This is a genomic window from Anaerolineales bacterium (genome assembly GCA_030583885.1).
In the GTDB taxonomy this organism is placed as follows: domain Bacteria; phylum Chloroflexota; class Anaerolineae; order Anaerolineales; family Villigracilaceae; genus Villigracilis.
On sequence record CP129480.1, the window covers coordinates 1,571,123 to 1,595,508 of the forward strand.

Consider the following 24,386-nt stretch of genomic DNA (forward strand, 5'->3'; position numbering starts at 1 on the left):
TGGGGCGAGGCATGCGTCGCCCCATATCTGGTTTTTGTTGTATGAACATCACCATCCTCACCTATGGTTCCCGCGGCGATATCCAGCCTTTTCTTCCGTTATCTCTCGGCCTAATGGAGCGCGGGCATAAGGTCATCCTCGCCGCGCCTTCTCGTTTCCAACATCTTGTCGATGAACACGGCATTCCCTTTTATCCATTGGCAGGCGACCCTGAAGACCTAAGTCGCCGCCTCAACGACGCGGGCTATAACTTCATCAAACAAGTGCGCGAATTAATGGGCCATGCTGTTGAAATCGGCGCGGAAATGATCCGCCAAACCGGGGAAGCCTGCAGGGATGCCGATCTCATTGTTCACACCTTTTCTCATGCGGTCGGGGCACATACTCTCGCGTGTGAGAAAAACATTCCCGACATCCACATCCAAACCTTCCCCATGTTCACGCCCACAGGCGATTATCCCAATATCACCATGCCGGATCTGGGAAATCGTTTTCTGAACCGCCTGACGCACACGCTCTCCCGGCAAATCACCTGGCTGACATCAAGGATGGGATTTGAACAAGTCCGCCGCCGGGCGGGACTCCCCAAACGAAAATTGTTCTGGCCCTTCGCTGACCATCCGCCTCGCCTTCGGACCCCGATCCTGTGCGCCTGGTCCTCGAGCCTTCTCCCGCCTTCAAGCGATTGGGACTCGCGCGTGCATGTTACCGGTTATTATTTCTTTTTGCCTAACGAATCCTATTCCCCGCCAGCTGCGCTTGACGAGTTCCTGCAATCAAGAGATCCGCCCGTTTGTATTTCCTTTGGCAGCATGGTACATAAAGATGCAGGACGGATTGATGAAACGGTCCGTGAAGCATTGAAGCAAACCAATGTGCGTGGCATTGTTCTTTCAGGCTGGGGGGCCGTGAAGCATCAGTCAGCGAAGGATTTGCTTTATCTCGAGTCTGCCCCGCATGATTGGCTGCTGCCCAAATGTAAAATGATCATCCATCACGGCGGCGCGGGAACAACGTCCGCCGGGCTGCGCGCGGGGATTCCGCAGGTGATTGTGCCGTTCATGGCGGACCAGCCGTATTGGGGCAGGCGAGTCCATGCGGCAGGGGCGGGAACAAAGCCCATTCCTGTAAAATCCATTTCGGTTGAAAGGCTGGTGAAGGCAATTGCCGAGGCGGAGTCAAATGCATTTCGTGAGCGCGCCCAGGTTATCGGTCAAAGGATACGAGGCGAAAACGGGGTTGCCGACGCGGTGCAGTTGATCGAAGCGTATGTCCTTGAATTCCAGTCAAATGTCGATTCTGCCATCCGAAGATGAGCCCAAATCCGCGCGATTTTTTAAGGTTGAAATGCCTTGCAAGTATTGACAAAGCGGGGGAAGTACGTATAATTGTCATTCGCCAGTACAAAACAAACGATTTCGTCTCCCAGACAGATCATTGACAACTGAGTAACCGTCTACCATCAGAGACACAAAGCACTGGGTTTTGCAGCCTGATGAACCGATGCGAAGGAAAGGCATCGGTATTTTAGTCTGTGTAAAACCTTGACGGCGGTTATGGCGGCGGGTAGAATATCGCTCGCTCAAATGGCAAGCACCTTAACAACTGAAAAGTGATAGGAAACAACATTTTTTGTTGAACCAGTAAATTCCGTAAAGTAAACTACACTCGCAAGAGTGAATTTTTGCGGAGAGTTTGATCCTGGCTCAGGATGAACGCTGGCGGCGTGCCTAATACATGCAAGTCGAACGAGGTGCTTTTGTAGCAATACGGAAGTATCCTAGTGGCGAACGGGTGAGTAACGCGTTGGTGACCTACCCCAAAGTGTGGGATAACAGTCCGAAAGGATTGCTAATACCGCATGTGGTTATTGGCTTTAGAAACCGATAACTAAAGGAGCAATTCGCTTTGGGAGGGACCTGCGTCCCATCAGCTAGTTGGTGAGGTAACGGCTCACCAAGGCTACGACGGGTAGGGGACCTGAGAGGGTGACCCCCCACAATGGAACTGAAACACGGTCCATACACCTACGGGTGGCAGCAGTAGGGAATATTGCACAATGGGCGAAAGCCTGATGCAGCAACGCCGCGTGCGCGATGAAGGCCCTCGGGTCGTAAAGCGCTTTTCTGAGAGATGAGCAAGGACAGTATCTCAGGAATAAGTCTCGGCTAACTACGTGCCAGCAGCCGCGGTAAAACGTAGGAGGCGAGCGTTATCCGGATTCACTGGGCGTAAAGCGCGTGCAGGCGGTTCGGTAAGTTGGGCGTGAAATCTCCTGGCTTAACTAGGAGAGGTCGTCCAATACTACCGGACTTGAGAGTGATAGAGGAAGATGGAATTCCCGGTGTAGTGGTGAAATGCGTAGATATCGGGAGGAACACCAGTGGCGAAAGCGATCTTCTGGATCATTTCTGACGCTCAGACGCGAAAGCTAGGGTAGTAAACGGGATTAGAGACCCCGGTAATCCTAGCCGTAAACGATGTAAACTTGGCGTTGGTGGCTTAAACTCCATCAGTGCCGCAGCTAACGCGATAAGTTTACCGCCTGGGGACTACGATCGCAAGATTAAAACTCAAAGGAATTGACGGGGGCCCGCACAAGCAGCGGAGCGTGTGGTTTAATTCGATGCTACACGAAGAACCTTACCCGGGTTTGACATGCAAGTGGTAGTGATCTGAAAGGTGAACGACCCGCAAGGGAGCTTGCACAGGTGTTGCATGGCTGTCGTCAGCTCGTGTCGTGAGATGTTCGGTTAAGTCCGCTAACGAGCGCAACCCTCGCTGTATGTTACATGTGTCATACAGGACCGCCGGTATCAAGCCGGAGGAAGGTGGGGATGACGTCAAGTCCGCATGGCCTTTATGTCCGGGGCTACACACACGCTACAATGGGCAGTACAATGGGTTGCTAAGCCGCGAGGTGGAGCCAATCCCCCAAAGCTGTCCTCAGTTCAGATTGCAGGCTGCAACTCGCCTGCATGAAGCTGGAGTTGCTAGTAAACGCGCGTCAGCTATAGTGCGTTGAATACGTTCTCGGGCCTTGTACACACCGCCCGTCACGTCATGGGAGCTGGTAACACCTGAAGCCGGTAGCCTAACCGCAAGGAGGGCGCCGTCGAAGGTGGTGCTGGTGACTGGGACGAAGTCGTAACAAGGTAGGTGTACCGGAAGGTGCGCCTGGATCACCTCCTTTCTAGAGTACGTGAGCGCTCCCTTCAGGGAAGCCGCTCTACATTGCCCATACGGTGAACTTGGGCGCTGGATCGCAGAATGAGTTTCCTGTCACTTCTCAGTTGTTGAGGAAAACCCGGGCTTGTAGCTCAGTTGGTTAGAGCACTGTGCTGATAACGCAGGGGTCACAGGTTCGAATCCTGTCAAGCCCACTAACCAGGCAAGTCCTGGGGATGTAGCTCAGTGGGAGAGCAGCGCGTTTGCAACGCGAAGGTCGCGGGTTCAAATCCCGCCATCTCCACTGAGTTCGTAGATGGTACATGGAGAGCAATAAAAGTTTGTTAAACAACATTCAGACATAAGTTAGGGAAGCGCACCGCAGATAGAAGGTCCTTTAATGACCCGGCGGTGAGTGCCGGGTCGTTTTGTGTCTGTAAGCGGAAAGTTTGAAGGGCGACCGATGCCCTCGATCCATCGAGAGTATCGGTCACCGGTCAAACGGTGAATGAACCTTAAAAACTGAATAGCAATTGATGTAGGCCGATAAAGTAATTTATCAAAAGAAAAGTATCAAATTCTCCGCATCACGTGGAGAAGCTACTAAGAGCTTATGGTGAATGCCTTGGCGCCAAGTGCCGATGAAGGACGTGGGACACTGCGATAAGCCTCGGGAAGCTGTGTACAAGCGTCGATCCGAGGATCTCCGAATAGGGAAACCAACCGTTGCGAACCAACGGTGTCCTCTTACTGAACACATAGGTTTGAGGATGGGAACCTGGGGAACTGAAACATCTAAGTACCCAGAGGAAAAGAAATTATTCCCCCAGTAGTGGCGAGCGAACGGGGAACAGCCCAAACCGTCTCTGCTTGCAGAGGCGGGGTTGTAGGACCGGCATATGGAAGTTACAAAACAGTCAGTTAGCGGAAAGGTGTGGGAAAGCCTGCCAAAGAGGGTGATAGCCCCGTATGCGAAAACTGATTGTCTTCCGCCGTGTTCCTGAGTACTGCCGGGCACGCTAATCCGGCAGGAATCTAGGGAGTCCACTCTCTAAGGCTAAATACACTTGGCGACCGATAGTGAACTAGTACCGTGAGGGAAAGGTGAAAAGTCCCCCCGTTAGGGGAGTGAAATAGAACCTGAAACCATAAGCTTACAAGCAGTTGGAGGGCTAACAGCAGGTTGAGCCCCCTAGAAATAGGGACGTTCCCTGCTATGCCTGACAGCGTGCCTCTTGGAGAATGAGCCTGCGAGTTAATCTCAGTGGCAAGGTTAAGGGAGTGACACCCGAAGCCGTAGCGAAAGCGAGTCTTAATAGGGCGTATAGTCGCTGGGATTAGGCCCGAAACCGTGTGAGCTACCCATGGGCAGGGTGAAGCGAGTCTAATCACTCGTGGAGGCCCGAACCCACTAACGTTGCAAAGTTAGGGGATGACCTGTGGGTAGAGGTGATATGCCAATCGAACACGGAGATAGCTGGTTCTCCCCGAAATAGCTTTAGGGCTAGCGTCATGCGTTTAGTACTGGAGGTACAGCACTGAATGGGCTAAGGGGCTTACAGCTTACTGAACCCAATCAAACTCGGAATGCCAGTACTCCATAGCATGGCAGTCGGACTCCGGGAGATGAGTTTCGGGGTCGAAAGGGAAACAGCCCAGACCATCGGCTAAGGTCCTCAAATCTATGCTAAGTGGGAAACGAGGTGAGGTTACTTAAACAACCAGGAGGTTGGCTTAGAAGCAGCCACCCTTTAAAAAGTGCGTAACAGCTTACTGGTCTAGTGACTTCGCGCGGAAAACGTAACGGGGCTAAGCATAGTACCGAAGCCATGGGTCTCAGCGCAAGCTGGGGCAGTAGGGGAGCGTTCTGTCAGCGGTGAAGGTCGATCGTAAGGGCGACTGGAGCGGACAGAAGTGAGAATGCAGGCATGAGTAGCGTACAAACACGTGAGAACCGTGTTCGCCGTAAATCTAAGGTTTCCGACGCCAGGTCATTCCGCGTCGGGTTAGTCGAGTCCTTAGCCGAGGCCGAGAGGCGTAGGCGATGGACATCCGGTCAACATTCCGGAACCGCTAGGAAGTGCGATGGGAGGACGCAACGAGATAGGCCAGCCCATTATTGGATTTGGGTGCGATCCATCTAGGCGTTGAGACTGGTAGGAAAATCCGCCGGTTGAGCTGAGGTGAGAGCGAGCCGTAAGGCATAAGTGGTTGAGTCTTGTTGCCAAGAAAAGTCTCTAAGCATAACTTCCCAGCGCTCGTACCGCAAACCGACACTGGTAGATGGGTAGAGTATACCAAGGCGAACGGGAGAACCCTCGTTAAGGAATTAGGCAACATGACCCCGTAACTTCGGGAGAAGGGGTACCCTCCTTGGTGTTAAAGCTTCGGAGGGTCGCAGTGAAATGGCTCTGGTGACTGGTTAACAAAACCACAGGTCTCTGCTAAGCCGTAAGGCGATGTATAGGGGCTGACGCGTGCCCAGTGCCGGAAGGTTAAGGGGAGAGGTTAGCGCAAGCGAAGCTTTGAACCGAAGCCCCGGTGAACGGCGGCCGTAACTATAACGGTCCTAAGGTAGCGAAATTCCTTGTCGGGTAAGTTCCGACCCGCACGAATCGCGTAACAATTAGAGCACTGTCTCGACGAGGGACCCGGTGAAATTGAAATGGCTGTGAAGATGCGGCCTACCCGCAGCAGGACAAAAAGACCCCGTGGAGCTTTACTGCAACTTGGCATTGTATTTGGATATGATCTGTGTAGAATAGGTGGGAGGCTTTGAAGCTGGCGCGTCAGCGTCGGTGGAGCCTTCAGTGAAATACCACCCTGATCATGTTTAGATCCTAACCCCATTCCGTGATCCGGATGGGGGACCGTGCCAGGTGGGCAGTTTGACTGGGGCGGTCGCCTCCCAAAAGGTAACGGAGGCGCCCAAAGGTTCCCTCAGGTGGAATGGAAACCCACCATAGAGTGTAAAGGCATAAGGGAGCTTGACTGTAAGGCCAACGCGCCGAACAGAGACGAAAGTCGGGCTTAGTGATCCCACAGTACCGAGTGGAAGGGCTGTGGCTTACCGGATAAAAGCTACCCCGGGGATAACAGGCTGGTGAGATCCAAGAGTTCACATCGACGATCTCGCTCGGCACCTCGATGTCGGCTCATCGCATCCTGGGGCTGGACAAGGTCCCAAGGGTCGGGCTGTTCGCCCGTTAAAGCGGTACGCGAGCTGGGTTCAGACCGTCGTGAGACAGGTCGGTCTCTATCCGCTGTGGGCGTAAGGGATTTGAAGGGAGCTGCTCCTAGTACGAGAGGACCGGAGTGGACAGACCTCTAGTGTGCCAGTTGTTCCGCCAGGAGCATCGCTGGGTAGCCATGTCTGGCAGAGATAACCGCTGAAAGCATCTAAGTGGGAAACTCGCCCTAAGATTAGATCCCTGTATTCCAGATAATGGAGTAAGACCGCAGGTAGACTACCTGCTTAATAGGCAGTATGTGTAAGCACAGTAATGTGTTAAGCTAAACTGTACTAATGGTCGAGGGCTTACTTGCGTGATGCGGAGAACTTGGTACTTTTCAGACATACATCAATGATTGCTGTTCAGGAACAATTTTGTGAAATTGTCCCTTGGTGATTTGAGCGACATGGGTACACCCGGTCCCATACCGAACCCGGTAGTTAAGCATGTCAGCGCCGATGGTACTTGGAGGGCGACCTCCCGGGAGAGTAGGTCATTGCCAAGGGGCTTTTCTTTTTAATATTGCATGCGCGGGAATCTTCCCGCCTGCGTTTTTATCGTGTATAATCCGTCCAACAGATTCAGCGGTGGTTTTGTCCACTGGTTAACATCAAGGAGTGTGAAGCGTAATTTTTGATCGTACGGTCATGGAGTTCGTTTCAGGTTTTTGATTAACGCCTTCGGCTGGGTCTCTCTGACAAGCCGATTTTTTTTATTTCCAAACGGAAAGGAGGTGAATACAGTGGCAGTTGTAAATTTACGTAATGGTGAGTCCCAGGACTCCCTGCTCAAACGCTTTCGCAAGAAGGTTGTCAAGAGTGGTGTGTTAAGCACTGTTCGCCGCAAACGTTGGTTTGTCTCAAAAAGCGAAACCCGCCGGATGGAAAAAAAGAAGGCAATCCGCCGCATCAAACGGCGCACCTTCAAGGATACTGAATAGAATAAGAGGCAGGTATGACAAAAGAAGAAGGCAAAATCAAGGTGGATGGCCTGGTGATCGAAGCGTTGCCGGGCACCCAGTTCCGCGTACGGCTGGATAACGGCCACGAGGTGCTGGCCTATCTCTCCGGCAAGATGCGCAAGCATTACATCCGCATTTTGCTGGGTGACCGTGTTTCGCTGGAAATGTCACCCTACGACATGGCGCGTGGACGCATCACGTTTCGCCAACGCAAGCAAGCCCCTGTTACTCCTGCTGAATAATTCGCCCTACCTTTTTTAATTTATTTTCTGACAAAATAGCCTCCCGTCAAAAACGGGAGGCTATTTCAATTCCACTTCCATTCACATTACGGCAGTTCACGCCATGAACCCAATACCCTCATATAGTTGGCTCGTTCGAACGCCGCAGGTTCACGGACATTCTTCTGACTCATGCTGCCCTGCATCTGTTCAATGGATTCATACTCACGTTCCTTCATCCATGTCTCCAGATCGTTCAAAAGCGGACCGACAGCCTGCTCGCCGCGCTGGAGCAGATTCGAGGCTGTCATCGCCACCTTTGCCCCCGCCATCATGGACTTGATGACGTCTGCCGCAGTATGCACGCCGCTTGTGAGCGCGAAATCCGCATTGACCTTGCCGTATAAGATCGAGATCCAGCGCAGGGGTAACCGTAAATCTGCAGAGGTGCTCAAGTCCAGGTTGTGGATGATATCCAGTTCATCCAGGTCAAAATCAGGCTGGTAAAAGCGGTTGAACAACACAAGTCCGTTTGCGCCCGCATCGACAAGCCTCCGCACGAAATTGGGCAGGGATGTGACATAGGGGCTGAGTTTTACCGCCAGCGGAATCTTGATCGTCGCGCGGATATCTGCCACGAGGTCAACCTGGGCCTCTTCCAGATCCTCGCTTTTTAAGTCCGGGTCGGTGGCCAGATAATATAGGTTGAGTTCCAGTGCATCCGCGCCTGCATCCTCCATGTGTTTGGCATAACTCGTCCAGCCGCCTTTTGAGACGCCGTTCAAACTGCCGATGACGGGTATATGGAGGGACTTTTTGAGCGCCGTGAGTTGGGTGAGATACTTCTCCGGGCTGATGCCGTACATGCCGCCATCCGGGAGATAGGTTTGGGCTTCGGCGAATGAGTCGGAACCGCGGGTCAGGTAGTGGTCCAGTTCGAGCGATTCGTGGATGATCTGCTCCTCGAAGAGGGAATACATCACGATGGCGGAGATCCCGGCCTCCTCCAGTTTCCTCGCCTTCTCGAGGCTCTTTGAGAGGGGGGATGCCGAAGCGACGAGCGGGTTCTGTAATTTCAGACCCAGATAGGTCGTGGAAAGATTCGTCATGATTTGTTCTCCTCGCTGCCGTTGTCTTTTCCATAGTGCATGGACGCCATTTGCTGGTACAGGGTCCAGCGCGCCTTGGCATCCTGCTGGGCTTCCTTCATCAATTGTTCCGCGCGGGATTCATCCATTTGTGTGAGCATCTTGTAGCGGGTCTCATTATAAGCATATTGTGAGATCGGAATGCTGGGTTCCTTGGATTCGATCACCAGCGGATTTTGTCCCTGCTCCATAAGGCGCGGATCGTAGCGATACATCGGCCAGTGACCGGATTGCACCGCAAGCTTTTGCTGTTCGAGACCCTTGGCCATGTCGTACCCGTGCGCAATACAGTGGCTGTAGGCGATGATGAGCGAAGGTCCGTCATACGCTTCGGCTTCGAGTATGGCTTTCAGCGTTTGCTGGTCGTTCGCACCCATGGCGATGCGCGCAACATAAACATAGCCGTAGGACATGGCAATCAGGCCGAGGTCCTTCTTCGGCATGCCCTTGCCGCCCATGGCGAATTTGGCGACTGCCGCGCGCGGGGTGGCTTTGCTCGCCTGTCCGCCGGTGTTGGAATACACCTCCGTATCCAGCACCAGAATATTGACATTCCTGCCGCTTGCCAGCACATGATCCAAACCGCCGTAGCCGATGTCGTATGCCCAGCCGTCGCCGCCGATGATCCACACGGATTTCCTGACGAGGCTGTCCGCCACGCTGACCAGGTCCTTTGCACGGGTATCGCTGGATTTTGCGAGTTTCTTCTTTAATTCTTCCACGCGTTCGCGCTGTGTCTGAAAGCCCGTTTCATCACTCTGATCTGCGTTTGCAATTGCATTCACCAGGTCCGCGCCAAGCTCCTTCTCAAAGCTGTTGAGCAGTTCAAGCGCGTATTCATTTTGCTTGTCGATGGTCAGGCGCATGCCCAGGCCGAATTCCGCATTGTCTTCAAACAGCGAGTTCGACCATGCCGGCCCGCGTCCCTTTGCGTCCACAGCCCAGGGTGTGGTGGGGAGGTTTCCGCCATAAATGGAGGAACAGCCTGTTGCATTTGCTATCACGGAGCGGTCACCAAAGAGCTGCGAGACCAATTTTACATACGGCGTTTCGCCGCATCCCGCACACGCACCGCTGAACTCAAATAACGGTCGCAGCAGTTGTGAATTTTTGATCGTCGAAGGATTGAACAATTTGCGGTCAAGGTCTGGAATGCTCATGAAGAAATCCCAGTTCTCCGCTTCGCTTTCACGCAGGGGCGGCTGGGGTTCCATGTTGATGGCGCGCCGCCCGACGGCGCGCTTATCCTTCACAGGGCAGACTTCCACACACAGGGTGCAACCCGTGCAATCCTCGGGCGCAACCTGTAACGTGTATGCCATGCCTTCGGAGAATTCCTTGAACTTGGACTGTGTGTGCTTGAATGTTTTTGGTGCATTTGCGATCAATTTTTCATCATAAACTTTGTGCCGAATGACCGCGTGCGGACAGACCATTACACATTTGCCGCATTGGATGCACAAATCCGCCTCCCACACGGGAATATGGAGCGCAATATTGCGCTTTTCCCATTGTGTGGTGCCAAGCGGATACGTCCCGTCCACAGGCATGGCGGAGACGGGCAGATTATCACCATCGAAGCTGATCATTGGTGCCAGCACATTTTTGACGAACTCCGGCGCTTCACCCGGGACCGCGGCACGACGCGTCAACTTCGACGTTACCTTCGCCGGGACCTTGACCTCATGAAGATTCGCAATGGTTGCATCGACCGCCTCGAAATTCTTTTTTACCACGGCTTCACCGCGTTTGCCGTAGGTCTTTTCGATGGCGCGCTTGATCTCTTCAATGGCCTGCCCGCGAGGCAGCACGCCGGAGATGGCGAAGAACGCCGTCTGCATGATGGTGTTGACGCGCTGTCCCATACCTGTCTTTTCCGCCACTTCGTAGCCGTTGATGACATGGAACTTGAGCTTCTTCTTGATGATTGCGGATTGCACTTCCTGCGGTAATGTGTCCCAGACCTCATCCCTGTCTGACAGGCTGTTGAGCAGGAAGACCGCGCCTTCCGCGGCATATTTCAACATGTCAAATCTTTCAAGGAAACTGAATTGGTGGCAGGCCACGAAATTCGCCTGATTTGGCTCGATGAGATAGGGGGCCAGGATCGGTTTAGGACCAAAGCGCAGGTGGGAGATGGTCATCTGGCCTGATTTCTTCGAGTCGTACACAAAATAGCCCTGTGCAAAATTATCGGTCTCTTCACCGATGATCTTGATCGAGTTCTTGTTCGCGCCCACGGTGCCGTCCGAGCCGAGACCGAAGAACACGCAGCGCACAGTTTCGGGATGCTCAATGGAGAAGGAGGCGTCCACTTCGAGACTGGTATGGGAGACATCGTCGTTGATCCCGACGGTGAAATGATTCTTGGGTTCGGGCTTGTTCAATTCATCCAGTGTGGCTTTGACCATGGCAGGGGTGAATTCCTTGGAGGAAAGTCCATAGCGCCCGCCAATGACTTTCACCCCGTCACGCTTTCCCTCGACCAGCGCATTCACGATATCCAGATAAAGCGGCTCGCCCATGGAGCCGGGTTCCTTGGTGCGGTCCAGAACGGTGATGCTTTTGACCGATTTGGGCAGTGCTTTTATGAAATGATCCACAGAGAAGGGACGGTACAACCGTACACGCATCACACCAACCTTCTCGCCTTTTTCTGCCATGTAATTGACGGTCGCTTCGGCTGTCTCGCCGCCGGAACCCATGATAATTACAATACGCTCCGCCTTGGGGTGGCCCGCGTAATCGAACAGGTTGTAGTGCCTGCCGGTGACTTTCGCAAACTTGTCCATCATTTCCTGCACGATGGCGGGGGTTTCCGCATAGAATGGGTTGACCGTCTCCCGCGCCTGGAAGTAGACATCAGGATTCTGGGCGGTGCCGCGCAGAACGGGATGTTCGGGGTTGAGTCCGCGTGCGCGATGGGCACGAATCAGGTCCTCGTCAAGCAGGAGGCGCAGTTCGTCATCTGTCAGTTGGAAGATCTTGGCGACCTCGTGCGAAGTCCTGAATCCATCAAAGAAATGCAGGAAGGGGATGCGTGATTTGAGGGTGGCGGTCTGGGAGATGGCGGCGAAATCGTGCGCCTCCTGCACCGAACCGGAGCCGAGCAAAGCCCAGCCTGTTTGGCGGACAGCCATTACATCCTGATGGTCGCCGAAGATGGAAAGACCCTGCGCAGCCAGAGAGCGGGCCGCAACATGGAAGACGGTACTGGTGAGCTCCCCCGCGATCTTGTACATGTTGGGGATCATCAACAATAAACCCTGCGAGGCGGTGAAGGTGGTGGTGAGCGCGCCTGTCTGCAGCGCGCCGTGGACCGCGCCAGCCGCACCGCCTTCAGACTGCATCTCGATCACTGCAGGGATCGTGCCCCAAAGGTTCTTTTTTCCCTTGGAGGTCCATTCATCCGCGAATTCGCCCATGGCGGAGGAGGGGGTGATTGGGTAAATGGCGATCACCTCGCTGAGTCGATGGGCAACGGAGGCTGTGGCTTCGTTGCCGTCGATCGTAACGACATTTTTATTCATGCTTGCTCCTTTGAGAACAGGTTCATGACCTGATATTTCTTCAAAGTACAAGTGTATCCCCGTTACCCCTTGAAGGTTAGTTATGTTCAGCTTAAATATGCGTGCCTGTTGTCATATTTTGGACAAGTTTTGTGGGAATAGAAATATCCCGTAAAGTAGGAACTTTTTTGAAATTACACCTTTTTGAAGGCTGGCAAATACCGCCAAACCTGAACGATTAACACTCCCGCCCCGACCAGGCAAAGTCCGATGATTTGCCTGCTCCCAAGCGGCTCATCCAAAAACACCCATGCCAGGATCGCGATCTGCGGAAGCATCGTCCCGTTGATGATGCTGGATTCGACGGCAGTTAATGTTTGCAGCGATTTGTTCCACAGCGTGAAGGCGAAGGCGGTATTGACCACTGCCATCCAGCCGATGATGCCCCACTGCTGCAAGGTGAGCACGCCGACGCCCTGCGTGGCAAGTCCGCTGACCAACATTAAGACGCCTCCGACTCCCATACTGATGGTGGTGACCAAAATGGGATGCAGTCCATTCTGTGAGTTGATCTTTCTTCCTAGGATGGATGCCGCTGAGTTTGCCGTTACCCCGACGAATGCCGCAAGTAAACCAGAAAGAAGTACGCCATTGACAGAGAGCGGAAAAAAGTAGGCTAGCGCGCCCGCGATGGAGAGAAATATCCCGCCCCATTGCAGGAGGGAGGTCCGCTCGTGCATGTTGAACATGCTGTAAAGTGCGACAAGGATGGGGGAGAAGTTCAAGAGCAAGGTCAACGTGGAGGCGGGCAACAGGGCAAGTCCCACAAATTGTGCACCCTGCGCCAGGGTGTAATACACCACACCGAGAAGGACCAATTCCCCCCATTGAAATCTGGAAAGACCGCCTACGGTTTGGATGTGTTCCTTATTGAAAAGTACCAGCGGAAGCATGGATGAAAATGCAAGCGTGTATCTTAATCCAGCAAATGTAATGGGCGGCAGGTCGGCTTTCAGCCCGATCTTGATCAGCACCCAGGAAGTTGACCATAGCATGGTTACGAATACGGCTGTCGAAACCGCAGCAAGATGTTTTTTGTTTTTCCTGGTTGCCTGCATGCAGAGCCCGTCATGATTTCATGTATTCGACCAGATACGGCCTCGCCAGCAGCAACGCCGCCAGGGATTTGGCATCCGGCATCTCGCCGTGCTCCGCCATGGCAATGGCCTCTTTCACGGATATTTTTTCAATGGACAAAAACTCGTCGTCATCCGCTTTAAGCGGATTGTGCTTCAAGTCTGTTGCCAGAAACACTCCCATGAATTCCGTGGAATATCCGGGCGCGAGATAAAACTCACCGACTTTCCTGAGTGTGCCAGCCTGCATGCCCGTCTCTTCGCGGATCTCTCTTGCCGCGCATTCTTCAAACGGCTCGTTGCCGTCACGTGTACCGGCCGGCAGTTCGAGCAGATCCATGCCCGCCGCATGGCGGTATTGACGCACAAAGAGCAGGTTGCCTTCACCGTCAATCGGGATGATGATGACCGAGCCGCCGTGCTCCACGATGTCAAATTTTGTCTCGCGTCCGTCGGGTGTTTTCATATGGTCGCGGCGGATGGTGAAGGCGCGTCCCTTTAATAGGGTTTCAGAATGAAGCAATTCAAATGGCATGGCGGTTTCCTTTGAGCTCTTAAAGAAAAAACCCAGGTCAAACGCCTGGGCTTTTATTATTTATGTTCCTACGGTATTCGCAGCTGCTGCCCGGCGGTCAATTTCGCAGAGATAGCAATGCTGTTTTCCGCGGCGATGACGGCCGGGTCCACATCACCGAATTTACAGGCCACCCCATAAACGGTTTCATCCCCGGAAAGGACCGTATACGTGGTGGGATGCGGGGCGAGGGCTCGATTTCCAGGGAAGTTCCCGCTTTGCGGGATCGTTAAGACCGTTCCAGTTACCAGACTGTTTGCCTGTGCGCTGGTCAGGCCGCTGAGTGAAAGCAGCGTAGCAGGGTCCACATTGAAACGGCGTGCAATGCAGTATGGGAACTCGCCTTTTTGCAGGGTATAGGTCGCGGGACGCACACCGGGAATGGATGTCGCGGCGGGGATGGCGGTATCAGCCGCGGCTGCAGCGCCAGGTTCCGCATTGGTGGGCGTGCTGATCAGGTCAGGTGTTGGCGTTTCACTTTCATTTTCATTGGCATCTGGAGTAACCTCTGTACCTTCCGCGGCCGGGTCGCCGCCCGCCGCCGAAGTCTGTGCTGCGGCAGTCTGTTTTGCAAACTCCTCGATCATGGCCATCGGGTTTTCAACAGAGGGGAAGGGTGAAACAAATAACCCCTCCGGCAGTAAGGTCGGCGTTGCAGCAGGTGCGGAAGACAGGGACTGCGTGCAGGAAGAGACCAACATGGTTGATACCACAAGAATGAAGACTGCCAGCAAACCGCGTTGTTTTTTATTCATGGATTCTCCTCGTTCAACATAGGATGGTAGCACATCAGGTTTAAAGCGTCAAGCCGTGCAAGTCAGGAATTGCAGTCGAATGACAACAAAATCTGATCGATCTGAGCCTCGCTTCCGGCTGGACCTCGTGCCTGCACCTGTTCCCAGACAGCACACACACCTCTGCGGGTTCTGGCATCCTTTTCCAGCATCGCAATGGACAGGTCCTGTGCGGTTTTAAGATCGCCTGTCAACGCGTAGGCTTCGATGAACACCAGCCATTCGTTCGGATCCTGCGGCTTGTAGCCCAGCGACATGGCTTGATTCCCAAGTAATACGACCTGTTCGTAATCCTTGTTTTGTTGGGCGAGTTCCGCTTTTGTAAAGAAGAAGCACCATTCATGCTCTGGTTCGGGGAAGAAGACAGGAACGGCTGGATTGGCTGTTTCGGTGATGATGCGTGACACGTCGGACAGCGGGATGGCTTGGGTTAGCACAGTGGGCTGACGTGAATAGATTAGCGCGTCGCCGCGGCCCGGGTCGAGCACGCGCAGGCATCCGTCCCGCGGCATGAAGAGAACCACCGCGCTGGATGTGGAACCGTTGAAGTTTACCGTGCGGTATGTATAGTTGATGTCAATTCCCTTTTCGAGTGCAGGCAGGGTGACCCCGCCAATCCGCTTTTCGGTGTACAGCAGGAGGTAGGGCAGATTGGAACGGGTATATTCGGGTACGTACATCCAGTTGATGGGAGCTGTGAAGGAATTATCGGTTTCGTAGTCTATGGGCATTTGGTGGGTGAGCAGAAGGGTATTCGGCTCCAGGGCAGGGATGCGCCACGCCATCTGCCAGTAGATTTCACCCTGCTTTTTCCAGTCGCGGCGGAAGATATTGGCGTTGAAGAATTGCTGTCCGATGCCGAGGGCGATGACGAGAGCGAAGGCTATCGTCCGCGCGCGCGGATTTTTTATCAGCAGTTCGAGCAGACCGAGCAGGAAGACTGTCCCGCCGATCATCATCGAGACCATGAAGCGGTCATAGGACGATTGCAACGTCAACGGGAGACCTGCCGCGAGGGTAGGCAGACGCCCCAGCAGAATGCCGATGACGCCGATGCCCATCAGCGAGAGCGCGAAGGGAACGTCACGCGGCTCGGCGGGCGCGGCGCGGGCCAGGTAGGGGATGAGGAAAAAGATGGAGAGGGCAACCAGACCCAACGTCAGGAGCGAAGCGGGCGCGGGCAGCGAGGTGAAGGTCAGCACGAGGACCTGTCCCCAGATGTAGAGTCCTGCCTTCCAGATGGCATCCAGCGCCTGAGTCAAAAAGGGGAGGATGCTTGGCGATCCCGCGGCGGTGACTTCGTAGGAGTTGTAGGGTCCGAAGCGATAGTAGTAGAACAGCCACGCGGCGTTGAGAATCCAGATGAGTAAGTAGGGGAACCAGACTTTGAGGGATTGAGTGAAGCGTTGGATGAAACTGCCTTGAAAGAAGACGAGGAGGAAGAGCATGCGGATGCCTTCGATGCCGAAGAAATATTCGGTTGGGAAGATGCCGCATAATTGCAAAAGCAGCGCGATGACGGTGTCAGTGGGTTTGCAGGTGCGCAGGGCTTTGAAGGTGAGGCCGAAAGAGAATAGATAAAAGAGGAATGGGATGAGTTCTTGGTTGATGTGCGTGAGCGCGACCCAATGCTGGCTATAGCCTGGGAAGATGAGCATGAAGAGGGCGGCGATGAAGGCGGTGGTTTTGCGGGTAGGGAAGATTTGCGAGAACATCCACCACGCGGCAAGACCGAGCGCAAAGCGGACGACGAGTGCGAAGACCTGCCACGCCAGCGGGTGGTTGGGAATCAGGCTGGTGGTGACGTAAAAGATGGGACCGAGGAATGGGCGGAACGGCGCGAAGGCGGGATTGAACTCGGCGGGACCGAGGAACTTGGCGATCCATGCGAAGGGCCAATCGTCCCAGTAAAAGCCTGTGACGGGGAGCAGCAGTCCGTAGGCGATGAGGGTGAGCAGGGCGAAGAGGGCGATATTATGTTTTGGGGTTGGTCGAAATTGCATTCGGGAATTATAGTCGGATTGCTTTCAGATTTTCGGTGGGGGTTTGGACGACGAGGTCGCAGCCCGGCCAGACGGCATCCACGCCGGCCTCTTTCGCTCTTTGAACATCTTCGACCACCTCAGCCTTATCCCCCGCAGACAACGTCCTCACGGGGTCGAGATTCCCGAACAGCAAGGTGCCTTTCAACACAGCCCGCGCCGCCGTGAGATCTGTCATCTGGTCAATCGAGACGGCATCCGCGCCGGTTTGCGTGAGCAGACTCAAGGCTGCATCCGTTTTTCCACAGACTGAAATTACACTAGGGCGGGGCAGTTCTCCCGTCAATTTTTGAAGCGCAGGCAAAATGTGACTCTCGAACGGCTTCGGTCCGATAAAGCCCGGCGAGCCGCCCATCTCATGAAGGGTGATAAAGTCCGCGCCTGCGTTGAGGTAGGCTTGCCCTACTTTTGCAAGAAAAGAGGAGAGATGAAACAGGGCGGTTGAAACCGCTTCGGGATTTTTCTTGATCTCGATGAAAACATTTTTAGGACGGCACACATAGAGCAACAGCGTGAACGGACCGGGCAGCATCCCCGAAATAACGATGTCCTTTCCAACATCCTGCTTCACCAACTGAATGGCATCGCAAATTAGCCTTGCTCTCCCCATCTCAAGGATCTCTGTGCTGTTTGTGTTCTCCGTGGTGATTTCTTCCGTTGACTCAAACTGTACCTTCCCTACCTGCGGAAAACGAAACTCCTCCTCGGGATAGTAGCGCAATTCCGCGCCGAGCATCTCCGCAGGCGCACATAGATCCAGCGGCAGCGCCGCGGACGGCATCCCCGTCAGTTTGAACGTGCTCGCCGCCGCCGAGGCCATCTTGAGTGCATCCGTGCATATTTCGTTGAACGCCAGCCCTTCGCTTGCCAACCCCTCCGCCGTGACGTGAATCAACCCGCTGAAGGCGGGTTGGGTGTCAACCTTTTTTTTTCCATGGAGAAGGGCTAGAATTTTTTCGCGCATTGCATTAAATCCGTAGGGGCGGAGCGACGCTCCGCCCCTACCTTATCATTTCACTGCTTTCACGATCGCCGCGATATGTTCCGCTGTATTCCCGCAGCAGCCGCCCACCACCTTTGCTCCCAGCTCAACATATTTTTTTGAGAAAGTTGCCATATCCTCGGGACCCATGTCATACACGCCCTGCTCGGTCTCGATATCCATGTGCGGAACGCCCGCGTTCGGCTTGACCCACAGCGGGAAGTTCGGCATGGTTGCCGCATATTCTTGAACCACCGCCTCCATATTTTCTAGCGTCGTTCCGCAATTGGCGCCGATCATGGTCGCGCCCATCTCGGTGTAGCGTTTGATGACATCCTTCGGCTTGACGCCCATCATCGAACGCGTGCCGCGGTCATAACTGAATGAAACGACAATCGGCAGATCGGTCACGGACTTTGCGCCTTCGAATGCGGCGGTCGTTTCTTCGACTGCGAACATGGTTTCGATGACCAGCAAATCCACGCCGCCTTCAGCAAGTGCTTTGGCTTGCTCGGCAAAGGTCGCTTTCACATCTTCAAACTCCAGCGGACCATACGGCTTGATAATCGCGCCGACGGGTCCCATTGAACCAGCCACCAGTCCATTGTTCAACGAAGCGGCTTTGCGGGCGATCTCCGCCGCGCGCATGTTGACTTCGGGTGTGCGATCCTGATACTTCGAGTCCTTCATGCGCATGCGAGTCCCGCCGAAGGTGCAGGTCAGGATGATGTCCGAACCGGCTTTGCCGAAGGAGGATGCAAGGTTGAGGATCGTATCCGGGTCGTCAATGATGAGATCCTCCGGCGGCTTGCCTGGTTTGAGTCCCATCCTTTGCAAATTCGAGCCCGTTGCCCCATCCGCAACGAGAATTTCCCCGCCGTTCAATCGTTCTAGAAATTTATTCATTTGTCACCTCGGTAGGGGCACAGCGCCGCTGTGCCCCTACAAAATTTATTTCAAAAAATTCTTCGCCATCGGGTCCGCTTTGCGATTGGGGATCAGATGCGCGATGTGCGGAAACGGCTCGCTCATGTGCGGGAAGCTCGTTGCCAGCATGAACTGGTTTTGGAACTCAGGGTCGGTTGGCAATTCGAAGCGTTCCACTTTGCGCGTCACACTGTCGATCTCATTTCGCTTCTCGACGTTCAACAACGCAATGCGCGCGCCATCGCCTGCCGCGTTCCCGACCGCATAGACATTGTCCAGCTCGCAATCGGGGATCAAGCCGATCAGCATGGCTTTTTCCTTGTCGATGTAACTCCCAAAACCGCCGGCGAGAATGATTTTATCAGGAGATTCCAAACCGCTGCGTTTTAATAATGTCCGTGCCGCGGTGAACAAGGCAGCCTTTGCCAATTGGATCTGTCTCACATCCTGCTGGGTCATGGGGATGTCGCGTCCGATGGAGGTTTCCTCCGCCCAGGCAATGACATACTCCCAGCCGCTTTCTCCCTTTCGAATACGGCTCGACTCCAGCCCCTGCTTGAACTTGCCTCGAGAATCCACGATCCCCGCCCGGAACAGCTCCGACACTGAATCGATGATGGCGGAACCGCATATCCCCTTGGCCTTGCCGCTGTTCCATTCATTCTCGCCGACGATTTTATAACGAGGCTCGAGCGTCGTCTCATCAATGTGGACGCGTTCGATTGCGCCGGGCGCGGCGCGCATTCCATATTCAACGTGTGCGCCTTCGAGCGCGGGTCCCGTGGGTGTAGATGTGCAAACCAATCGCCTGCGATTGCCTAGGATCAATTCTGCGTTTGTGCCGACATCGATCAACAGCCAGTTCTCATCCTGCTTGTGCGGTTCCTCTGCGACGATCATTGCGCTGGTATCCGCGCCGACGAAGGAAGCAATGGTGGGCAGTACATGAATATTGCCGCAGGGATTAATATGCAGACCCAGTTCGCGTGCCTTCACATCCATGGATTTGTGGATCGCAGGCACGAACGGCGCAAGCCCCAAATCTTTTGGATGTAGATTGAGCAGGATATGATGCATGGTTGAGTTGCCAACCAGGACCATTTCCAGGATTTCCTCGGTTTCGATCTTCGCTGTCCTTGCAGCCTGTTTGAGCAGTTTGTTCAGCGTGGCGATGATCGCCTTGTGCAATTTCTCCAGGCCGTCCGGATGCTCGATGGCATACTGAATGCGGGACATGACATCTTCGCCATACACGATCTGCGGATTCATCTCGGATTCAGCCGCAAGCATTTCACCGGTGCGGAGATTGCACAAATAAAGAGCGACCGTTGTTGAACCAATGTCCACTGCCGCGCCGTAGCTGTCTTCCACGTATCCAGCCTGCACTTCGATGACTTCCCTGTCCTGCCAGACCGAAACGGTCACATTCCAGGTTGCTTCGCGCAACGTGGCTGAAAGCATCCGCAGGCATTGATAATCAATGGTCAGGTCATGCCAGCGCGGGAGTTTTTCATCCGTACCGCGGACAAGTGCCATGGAGGTTTCGAGCCCCTTGGCGAGGCGTTCCCAATCCGCAATGGGACGTTCCAAATTGGGCGGTGTCATCGAAACCAGATATTTTCGAATAGCAGGCTTGACCTCGATCTCACGATTACTGGCGCTCTTGCGGATGATCTGTTTATTTCCGCGGCTTTCCTCGGGGACATTAATCAGCACATCACCGCGAATTTTGCACTGACAGGAAAGACGCACCTGTCCGACTTCCCAGCCTTTGTCTTTCAATAACTTGGGGCGGCGCGCAAAATACGCCGCTTCCTCGGTGGAAACGGGGGAGAGGTTCCCGCGTTTGGAATCAAGGTTGTACTTTTCGAAGCGGCCCTCCTCGATCAAAACCATGCACTTGCCGCAGGTGGCATTCTCGGCACAAATGGATTCGATCTCCACGCCGAGTTCGCGTGCGGCAGAACGAACGGACATGCCTTCGTCCACCTGACCGCGGCTGCCGGAGGGTTGCAGGATGATGGTATGTTTTTTTGTCATGCACTTTCCCGGCGTGGAATTTCAATTTTGGCAAACTCAGCTTCCAGCTCGGAAAGAAGCGCAGCCGCTATTTCTTCGGGAGAACCGTCACGTTCGATCCAATCGCCGCGTTTGTATTCCTTCGCATAATCTGTTGTGGATGTCGCGCCGACGGCCATCGCGTACGCGTCAATTTTGTCCTGGATTTTTTGGGAGAGTTGTTTCTTAACCGTGCGGCCATCACCCTCCACGGTAAAGGATTGCGGGATGTGTTTCCAGTACATAATGCGGTATTTTGCCATTGCGTGTAACCTCTTAAATTATATATAATTTCCAAGAGGAGATTTTACGGGAGGATGGGCAGATGGTCAATGGAAAAATAGGTCGTAAGGGTGACCCGCCCAGTGAAAACAAGGTGTCTTGATTGGTATGGAAAGGTCGGCCCTACTTATGAAATGGCATTCCCCGCCAGCCAGCCTGTTGTCCACGCGGACTGAAAATTAAAACCGCCCGTGATGCCGTCAATATCCAGCACTTCCCCGGCAAAGAAGAGATCTTCGACGATGCGGCTTTGCATGGTCTTGAAATCCACTTCATCCAAATTGACGCCGCCGCAGGTGACGAACTCTTCCTTGAATTGTCCCCTGCCCTGGATCATGAATTCGCCCGCGGTTAATTCTTCAGCAAGTTTTAGCAGTTCGGCTTTGGAAACATCGCCCCAGTTTTTATCGCCAATGAATTGAGTTAACTGTTTCCACAAGCGTATCGGAATTTGCGAGAAGGCGGGTTGCGCCGCAATTTTCTTGCGTGCACTTTCAGGCCAGTTCTTGTTGCGCTGTAAAATTTCCAGCGCGGCATCCAGCTTGTAGTCGCCGAGCCAGTTGACAGTTAAGCTGGAGCGGTATTTTTTGTCGAACAAAATGCGCGCCCCCCAGGCGGAAAGCCTCAGCACGGCGGGACCGCTCAATCCCCAGTGGGTGATAAGCATCGGACCACGCTGCGTGAGCGAATCCATCTTGAGGGTTACGTTCTCAACCGCCACGCCTGCCAGCCCGTCTATGCGTTTGTCTTTGATGTTGAATGTAAATAAGGAAGGCACAGGTTCTTCAACAGTGTGCCCAAGCGATTTGACGATCTCACGCGTTTTGGGATCACTGCCCGTGGCGATGAGTAATTTTTTTGTTTGGAGAGGAAGAACTTCCGCTTCTCTTTTGATCTCGAGCTTGAATCCACCCTTTGGGTTTTTCTCAGCCCTTAGCAGTATCATGCCAACATGCACCTTCACCCCGGCATTTTTTGCCTCGAAAAGCAGAATGTCCGCAATGGTCTTTGAAGAGTCTGTGATGGGAAATATGCGGTTATCAGCTTCGGTCTTTAACTTCACCCCGTGAGTTTCAAACCATTTGACCGTGTCCAACGCTTGAAAGCGTGTGAATGCGCCTCGCAGTGCCATGCCGCCGCGTGGATAATAGGTGACGAGCTGCGCTGGGTCGAAGCAGGCGTGGGTCACATTGCAGCGACCGCCGCCGGAAATTAGGACTTTGCCCAGCGTCTGGCTGGATTTTTCAAGAATTAATATGCGCAGTTTCGGGTTCAACTCCGCACAGCGGATCGCGGCGAAGAAGCCCGCCGGTCCCCCGCCCGCCACGATAAGGTCCCATTTGGTGCTGATCAAGTTTGGCATAAGAGGTTTGAGTATACCTTCGATCCAGCCCTGACGATCCACTGTTCAACGGCAGGGATTATTTTTCTTCGAGCGGGGCAAACCCGCCGCCCAGGATTTCCTGCGCAGGCGAAACGATGACAACCGCTTTCGGGTCCTCCTTGGCAACTGCGGATTTCAAGTTATGGGCTTCGGTCACCGTCAACGCACACATGAGAATCGAACGGTCCTTGCCTGTATACATGCCCTTGCCTGAAATGGCGGTGACACCCCGTTTGAGGTCGGTGAGGATCCGGTCGGATACGGATTGAGGTTTGTCCGTGATGATGAGCGCGAGCAATTGTCGGCGGCGTTGACGAGGCGCGAGCAGGGCGCGCAATCCCTTCGGCTTGCCTTGTGCGGACGGCGCGGCGGTCGCAGATTCATCGCCAAAGCGCGGAAGCACCTCCCCGGTGGCACGGGTCATATTGACCGTGCCGATTGCAACAAGTGCAAGCGCGGTATAAAGAAGCACACCAAGTACGATCATGATCTCACCTGAGATGGGGCCCACCGCGCTGCGCCCCACAAACTCGCTCAGGCTTTGCACCGGTTCCGGGAACAGCCAGATCTTTGCCGCCCAGGATGCATACAGGATGAGAAATATCCAATAGTAATTTCTTCGCAGGCGGCGTCCAAACGCCTCCCACATCGAGATTGGAAAACTTGGGGTGAGCAAATTTTCCGCGAGGTTCTCCGCCCATTCCGGGGATGGATGGAAGGGCGGCACAAGCATCGCCGCGTAAAAATCCGTTTCCATCAAGCGCACGCGGTAACTCCATAATTCATAATAACGGTACCGCCGCGCTTCGATCAACAAAAACCACAGGACAAGCAATGTATTTAATAGAATAATTGCGTGGTGGATGTTGGGCTGGCTGAACGCAATGGAAAGCGTTGCACCTGTGACAACGACCGCCCAGTTCGTGGTCGTGTCGAGCCTTTGTCTCCATACATTTGCGCGTTGGATCTCTGCGCGAAAAAAATGTACCATTGCGGTCACGAACTCGCTGGTTTTCAAATGATAGCCGCGATAGGTCCATACGGGCTCGTCGGGTTCCTCCTGTTTTGTTTTCTTTCGTGCTTTCGTGGATTTGACCGCCATTTTGAATCGCCTTCCATCAATTTTATAGAAACTTAAACCAATAGGTTCCAATCGCAATCATAAGGATTGCACCCAGCGCGCGCCGCACCACCGGGCCTGAAAACTTGACCGCGCCCAATTGACTCCCGATCAATGCACCGAGCAGGCCGGCAGCCAGGAGGGGCAGACCAAACACACCAACTACCAGTGTACCATTTGCATACCGCCCGATCAAACCGCTGATGGAGTTGATCGCGATAAACCCGCCTGCCGACGCGGCCGCCTGTTTGGAATCGCCCCATTGCATGAGGATGATGAGAGGCGAAAGGAAAATTCCACCGCCGATCCCCAGAATGCCGGAGATCAGCCCGATCGCCGCGCCGCTGACCAGAGCAGACCAGAAGGGCATGCTGCGCGCAGTCCAATTTTTGGATTCGCTGAGGGTTGGGAACAGGAACATCCGAAATGCAAGATAGGTAAGCGCCCCGTACAATAATGTGGTGTAGGTCTGCTGTGCGATTTTGATGTAACCGCCCATGAAAGCCGCTGGAATGGACGTGATCAAAAAGGGGAGAAGCAGCCTCGGGCGCAGATGTCCCGCGCGGGTGTAACTGGCGAACGAGACTGAAGCGATGAAAACGTTCAACACCAGCGCCGTGCTGGACATGATGCTTGCGGGAATGCCGAAGAAACTCATCACGAAGAGATATCCCGATGCGCCCCCAAACCCTGCACTGGAATATATCACTGCCATGAGGAATACAAGTACATAGAGGAATATGCTGTTCATTCAGTCATCTGCGCCATTTTGTTGACAGGCTTATGGTAATTCAGATTCTCTCCAGGCGAGGAATGATTGCATGGAACCGACGGAAGCTGAACCTTC

General features: G+C 54.0%; 16 protein-coding genes, 2 tRNA genes and 3 rRNA genes. 8 read left to right on the forward strand and 13 right to left on the reverse strand.

Annotated features, from left to right (window positions below; all coding sequences use genetic code 11):
• The first annotated feature begins 41 nt into the window (after window positions 1–41).
• The 8 genes from QY332_07870 (at window position 42) to infA (ending at window position 7,604) form a co-directional block, all read left to right on the forward strand.
• On the forward strand, window positions 42–1,316 hold the full coding sequence (locus tag QY332_07870) for a glycosyltransferase (GenBank protein WKZ37849.1): 1,275 nt from the start codon (window positions 42–44) through the stop codon (window positions 1,314–1,316).
• 367 nt (window positions 1,317–1,683) lie between these two features.
• Window positions 1,684–3,193 (forward strand): 16S ribosomal RNA (locus QY332_07875).
• Between the two features lie 116 nt (window positions 3,194–3,309).
• Window positions 3,310–3,383 (forward strand) — tRNA-Ile (locus tag QY332_07880).
• Between the two features lie 17 nt (window positions 3,384–3,400).
• Window positions 3,401–3,472: transfer RNA gene (locus QY332_07885), tRNA-Ala, on the forward strand.
• A gap of 289 nt (window positions 3,473–3,761) precedes the next feature.
• Window positions 3,762–6,714 (forward strand): 23S ribosomal RNA (locus tag QY332_07890).
• A 75-nt stretch (window positions 6,715–6,789) separates the two neighbouring features.
• A 5S ribosomal RNA gene (gene rrf / locus QY332_07895) occupies window positions 6,790–6,906 on the forward strand.
• The 16S, 23S and 5S rRNA genes sit together here with 2 tRNA genes alongside, the layout of an rRNA operon.
• A 237-nt stretch (window positions 6,907–7,143) precedes the next feature.
• Window positions 7,144–7,341 (forward strand): 30S ribosomal protein S21, encoded by a 198-nt coding sequence (gene rpsU, locus QY332_07900; protein ID WKZ37850.1) that lies wholly within the window; start codon window positions 7,144–7,146, stop codon window positions 7,339–7,341.
• Between the two features lie 14 nt (window positions 7,342–7,355).
• Complete coding sequence (infA, locus tag QY332_07905) at window positions 7,356–7,604, forward strand: translation initiation factor IF-1 (protein WKZ37851.1); 249 nt, start codon at window positions 7,356–7,358, stop codon at window positions 7,602–7,604.
• Window positions 7,605–7,690: 86 nt separating this feature from the next.
• Here infA and QY332_07910 read toward each other — a convergent pair whose 3' ends face one another.
• The 13 genes from QY332_07910 to QY332_07970 all read right to left on the reverse strand — a co-directional run bounded on the left by QY332_07910 (window position 7,691) and on the right by QY332_07970 (window position 24,290).
• Window positions 7,691–8,692: a dihydroorotate dehydrogenase-like protein gene (locus QY332_07910; protein WKZ37852.1), complete on the reverse strand. Its 1,002-nt coding sequence runs from the start codon at window positions 8,690–8,692 to the stop codon at window positions 7,691–7,693.
• The gene (gene nifJ, locus QY332_07915) at window positions 8,689–12,261 is read right to left on the reverse strand and encodes a pyruvate:ferredoxin (flavodoxin) oxidoreductase (protein WKZ37853.1); all 3,573 of its coding nucleotides are present in this window, start codon (window positions 12,259–12,261) and stop codon (window positions 8,689–8,691) included. Before nifJ ends, QY332_07910 begins: the two co-directional genes overlap by 4 nt.
• A 173-nt stretch (window positions 12,262–12,434) precedes the next feature.
• Entirely contained in the window at window positions 12,435–13,358 is a 924-nt protein-coding gene (locus QY332_07920; protein ID WKZ37854.1) for a DMT family transporter, read from the reverse strand.
• A 10-nt stretch (window positions 13,359–13,368) separates the two neighbouring features.
• Window positions 13,369–13,911, reverse strand: a complete 543-nt coding sequence (locus tag QY332_07925) for an NUDIX hydrolase (protein WKZ37855.1) — start codon at window positions 13,909–13,911, stop codon at window positions 13,369–13,371.
• A gap of 68 nt (window positions 13,912–13,979) precedes the next feature.
• The gene (locus tag QY332_07930) at window positions 13,980–14,705 is read right to left on the reverse strand and encodes a LysM peptidoglycan-binding domain-containing protein (GenBank protein ID WKZ37856.1); all 726 of its coding nucleotides are present in this window, start codon (window positions 14,703–14,705) and stop codon (window positions 13,980–13,982) included.
• A gap of 62 nt (window positions 14,706–14,767) precedes the next feature.
• Complete coding sequence (locus tag QY332_07935; GenBank protein WKZ37857.1) at window positions 14,768–16,747, reverse strand: hypothetical protein; 1,980 nt, start codon at window positions 16,745–16,747, stop codon at window positions 14,768–14,770.
• A 7-nt stretch (window positions 16,748–16,754) separates the two neighbouring features.
• A complete protein-coding gene (locus QY332_07940) occupies window positions 16,755–17,750 on the reverse strand; it encodes a uroporphyrinogen decarboxylase family protein (protein ID WKZ37858.1) in 996 nt (331 codons plus the stop codon).
• Window positions 17,751–17,795: 45 nt separating this feature from the next.
• Complete coding sequence (locus QY332_07945; protein ID WKZ37859.1) at window positions 17,796–18,674, reverse strand: homocysteine S-methyltransferase family protein; 879 nt, start codon at window positions 18,672–18,674, stop codon at window positions 17,796–17,798.
• 45 nt (window positions 18,675–18,719) lie between these two features.
• On the reverse strand, window positions 18,720–20,735 hold the full coding sequence (locus tag QY332_07950) for an ASKHA domain-containing protein (protein WKZ37860.1): 2,016 nt from the start codon (window positions 20,733–20,735) through the stop codon (window positions 18,720–18,722).
• On the reverse strand, window positions 20,732–21,016 hold the full coding sequence (locus QY332_07955; protein WKZ37861.1) for a virulence factor: 285 nt from the start codon (window positions 21,014–21,016) through the stop codon (window positions 20,732–20,734). Before QY332_07955 ends, QY332_07950 begins: the two co-directional genes overlap by 4 nt.
• A 146-nt stretch (window positions 21,017–21,162) precedes the next feature.
• Window positions 21,163–22,398 carry an NAD(P)/FAD-dependent oxidoreductase gene (locus QY332_07960; GenBank protein ID WKZ37862.1) on the reverse strand — a complete coding sequence of 412 codons (1,236 nt, stop codon included), beginning with the start codon at window positions 22,396–22,398 and terminating at the stop codon, window positions 21,163–21,165.
• A gap of 58 nt (window positions 22,399–22,456) precedes the next feature.
• On the reverse strand, window positions 22,457–23,521 hold the full coding sequence (locus QY332_07965) for a DUF2270 domain-containing protein (GenBank protein ID WKZ37863.1): 1,065 nt from the start codon (window positions 23,519–23,521) through the stop codon (window positions 22,457–22,459).
• 22 nt (window positions 23,522–23,543) lie between these two features.
• Window positions 23,544–24,290 (reverse strand): sulfite exporter TauE/SafE family protein, encoded by a 747-nt coding sequence (locus QY332_07970; GenBank protein WKZ37864.1) that lies wholly within the window; start codon window positions 24,288–24,290, stop codon window positions 23,544–23,546.
• Window positions 24,291–24,386 lie beyond the last annotated feature (96 nt).

Excerpts from the sequence above, each read along its gene's own strand:
- QY332_07870 (WKZ37849.1), top strand. The coding sequence starts at position 42 with ATGAACATCACCATCCTCACCTATGGTTCCCGCGGCGATATCCAGCCT.
- infA (WKZ37851.1), top strand. The coding sequence starts at position 7,356 with ATGACAAAAGAAGAAGGCAAAATCAAGGTGGATGGCCTGGTGATCGAA.
- QY332_07910 (WKZ37852.1), bottom strand. The coding sequence starts at position 8,692 with ATGACGAATCTTTCCACGACCTATCTGGGTCTGAAATTACAGAACCCG.
- nifJ (WKZ37853.1), bottom strand. The coding sequence starts at position 12,261 with ATGAATAAAAATGTCGTTACGATCGACGGCAACGAAGCCACAGCCTCC.
- QY332_07920 (WKZ37854.1), bottom strand. The coding sequence starts at position 13,358 with ATGCAGGCAACCAGGAAAAACAAAAAACATCTTGCTGCGGTTTCGACA.
- QY332_07925 (WKZ37855.1), bottom strand. The coding sequence starts at position 13,911 with ATGCCATTTGAATTGCTTCATTCTGAAACCCTATTAAAGGGACGCGCC.
- QY332_07930 (WKZ37856.1), bottom strand. The coding sequence starts at position 14,705 with ATGAATAAAAAACAACGCGGTTTGCTGGCAGTCTTCATTCTTGTGGTA.
- QY332_07935 (WKZ37857.1), bottom strand. The coding sequence starts at position 16,747 with ATGCAATTTCGACCAACCCCAAAACATAATATCGCCCTCTTCGCCCTG.
- QY332_07940 (WKZ37858.1), bottom strand. The coding sequence starts at position 17,750 with ATGCGCGAAAAAATTCTAGCCCTTCTCCATGGAAAAAAAAAGGTTGAC.
- QY332_07945 (WKZ37859.1), bottom strand. The coding sequence starts at position 18,674 with ATGAATAAATTTCTAGAACGATTGAACGGCGGGGAAATTCTCGTTGCG.
- QY332_07950 (WKZ37860.1), bottom strand. The coding sequence starts at position 20,735 with ATGACAAAAAAACATACCATCATCCTGCAACCCTCCGGCAGCCGCGGT.
- QY332_07955 (WKZ37861.1), bottom strand. The coding sequence starts at position 21,016 with ATGGCAAAATACCGCATTATGTACTGGAAACACATCCCGCAATCCTTT.
- QY332_07960 (WKZ37862.1), bottom strand. The coding sequence starts at position 22,398 with ATGCCAAACTTGATCAGCACCAAATGGGACCTTATCGTGGCGGGCGGG.
- QY332_07965 (WKZ37863.1), bottom strand. The coding sequence starts at position 23,521 with ATGGCGGTCAAATCCACGAAAGCACGAAAGAAAACAAAACAGGAGGAA.
- QY332_07970 (WKZ37864.1), bottom strand. The coding sequence starts at position 24,290 with ATGAACAGCATATTCCTCTATGTACTTGTATTCCTCATGGCAGTGATA.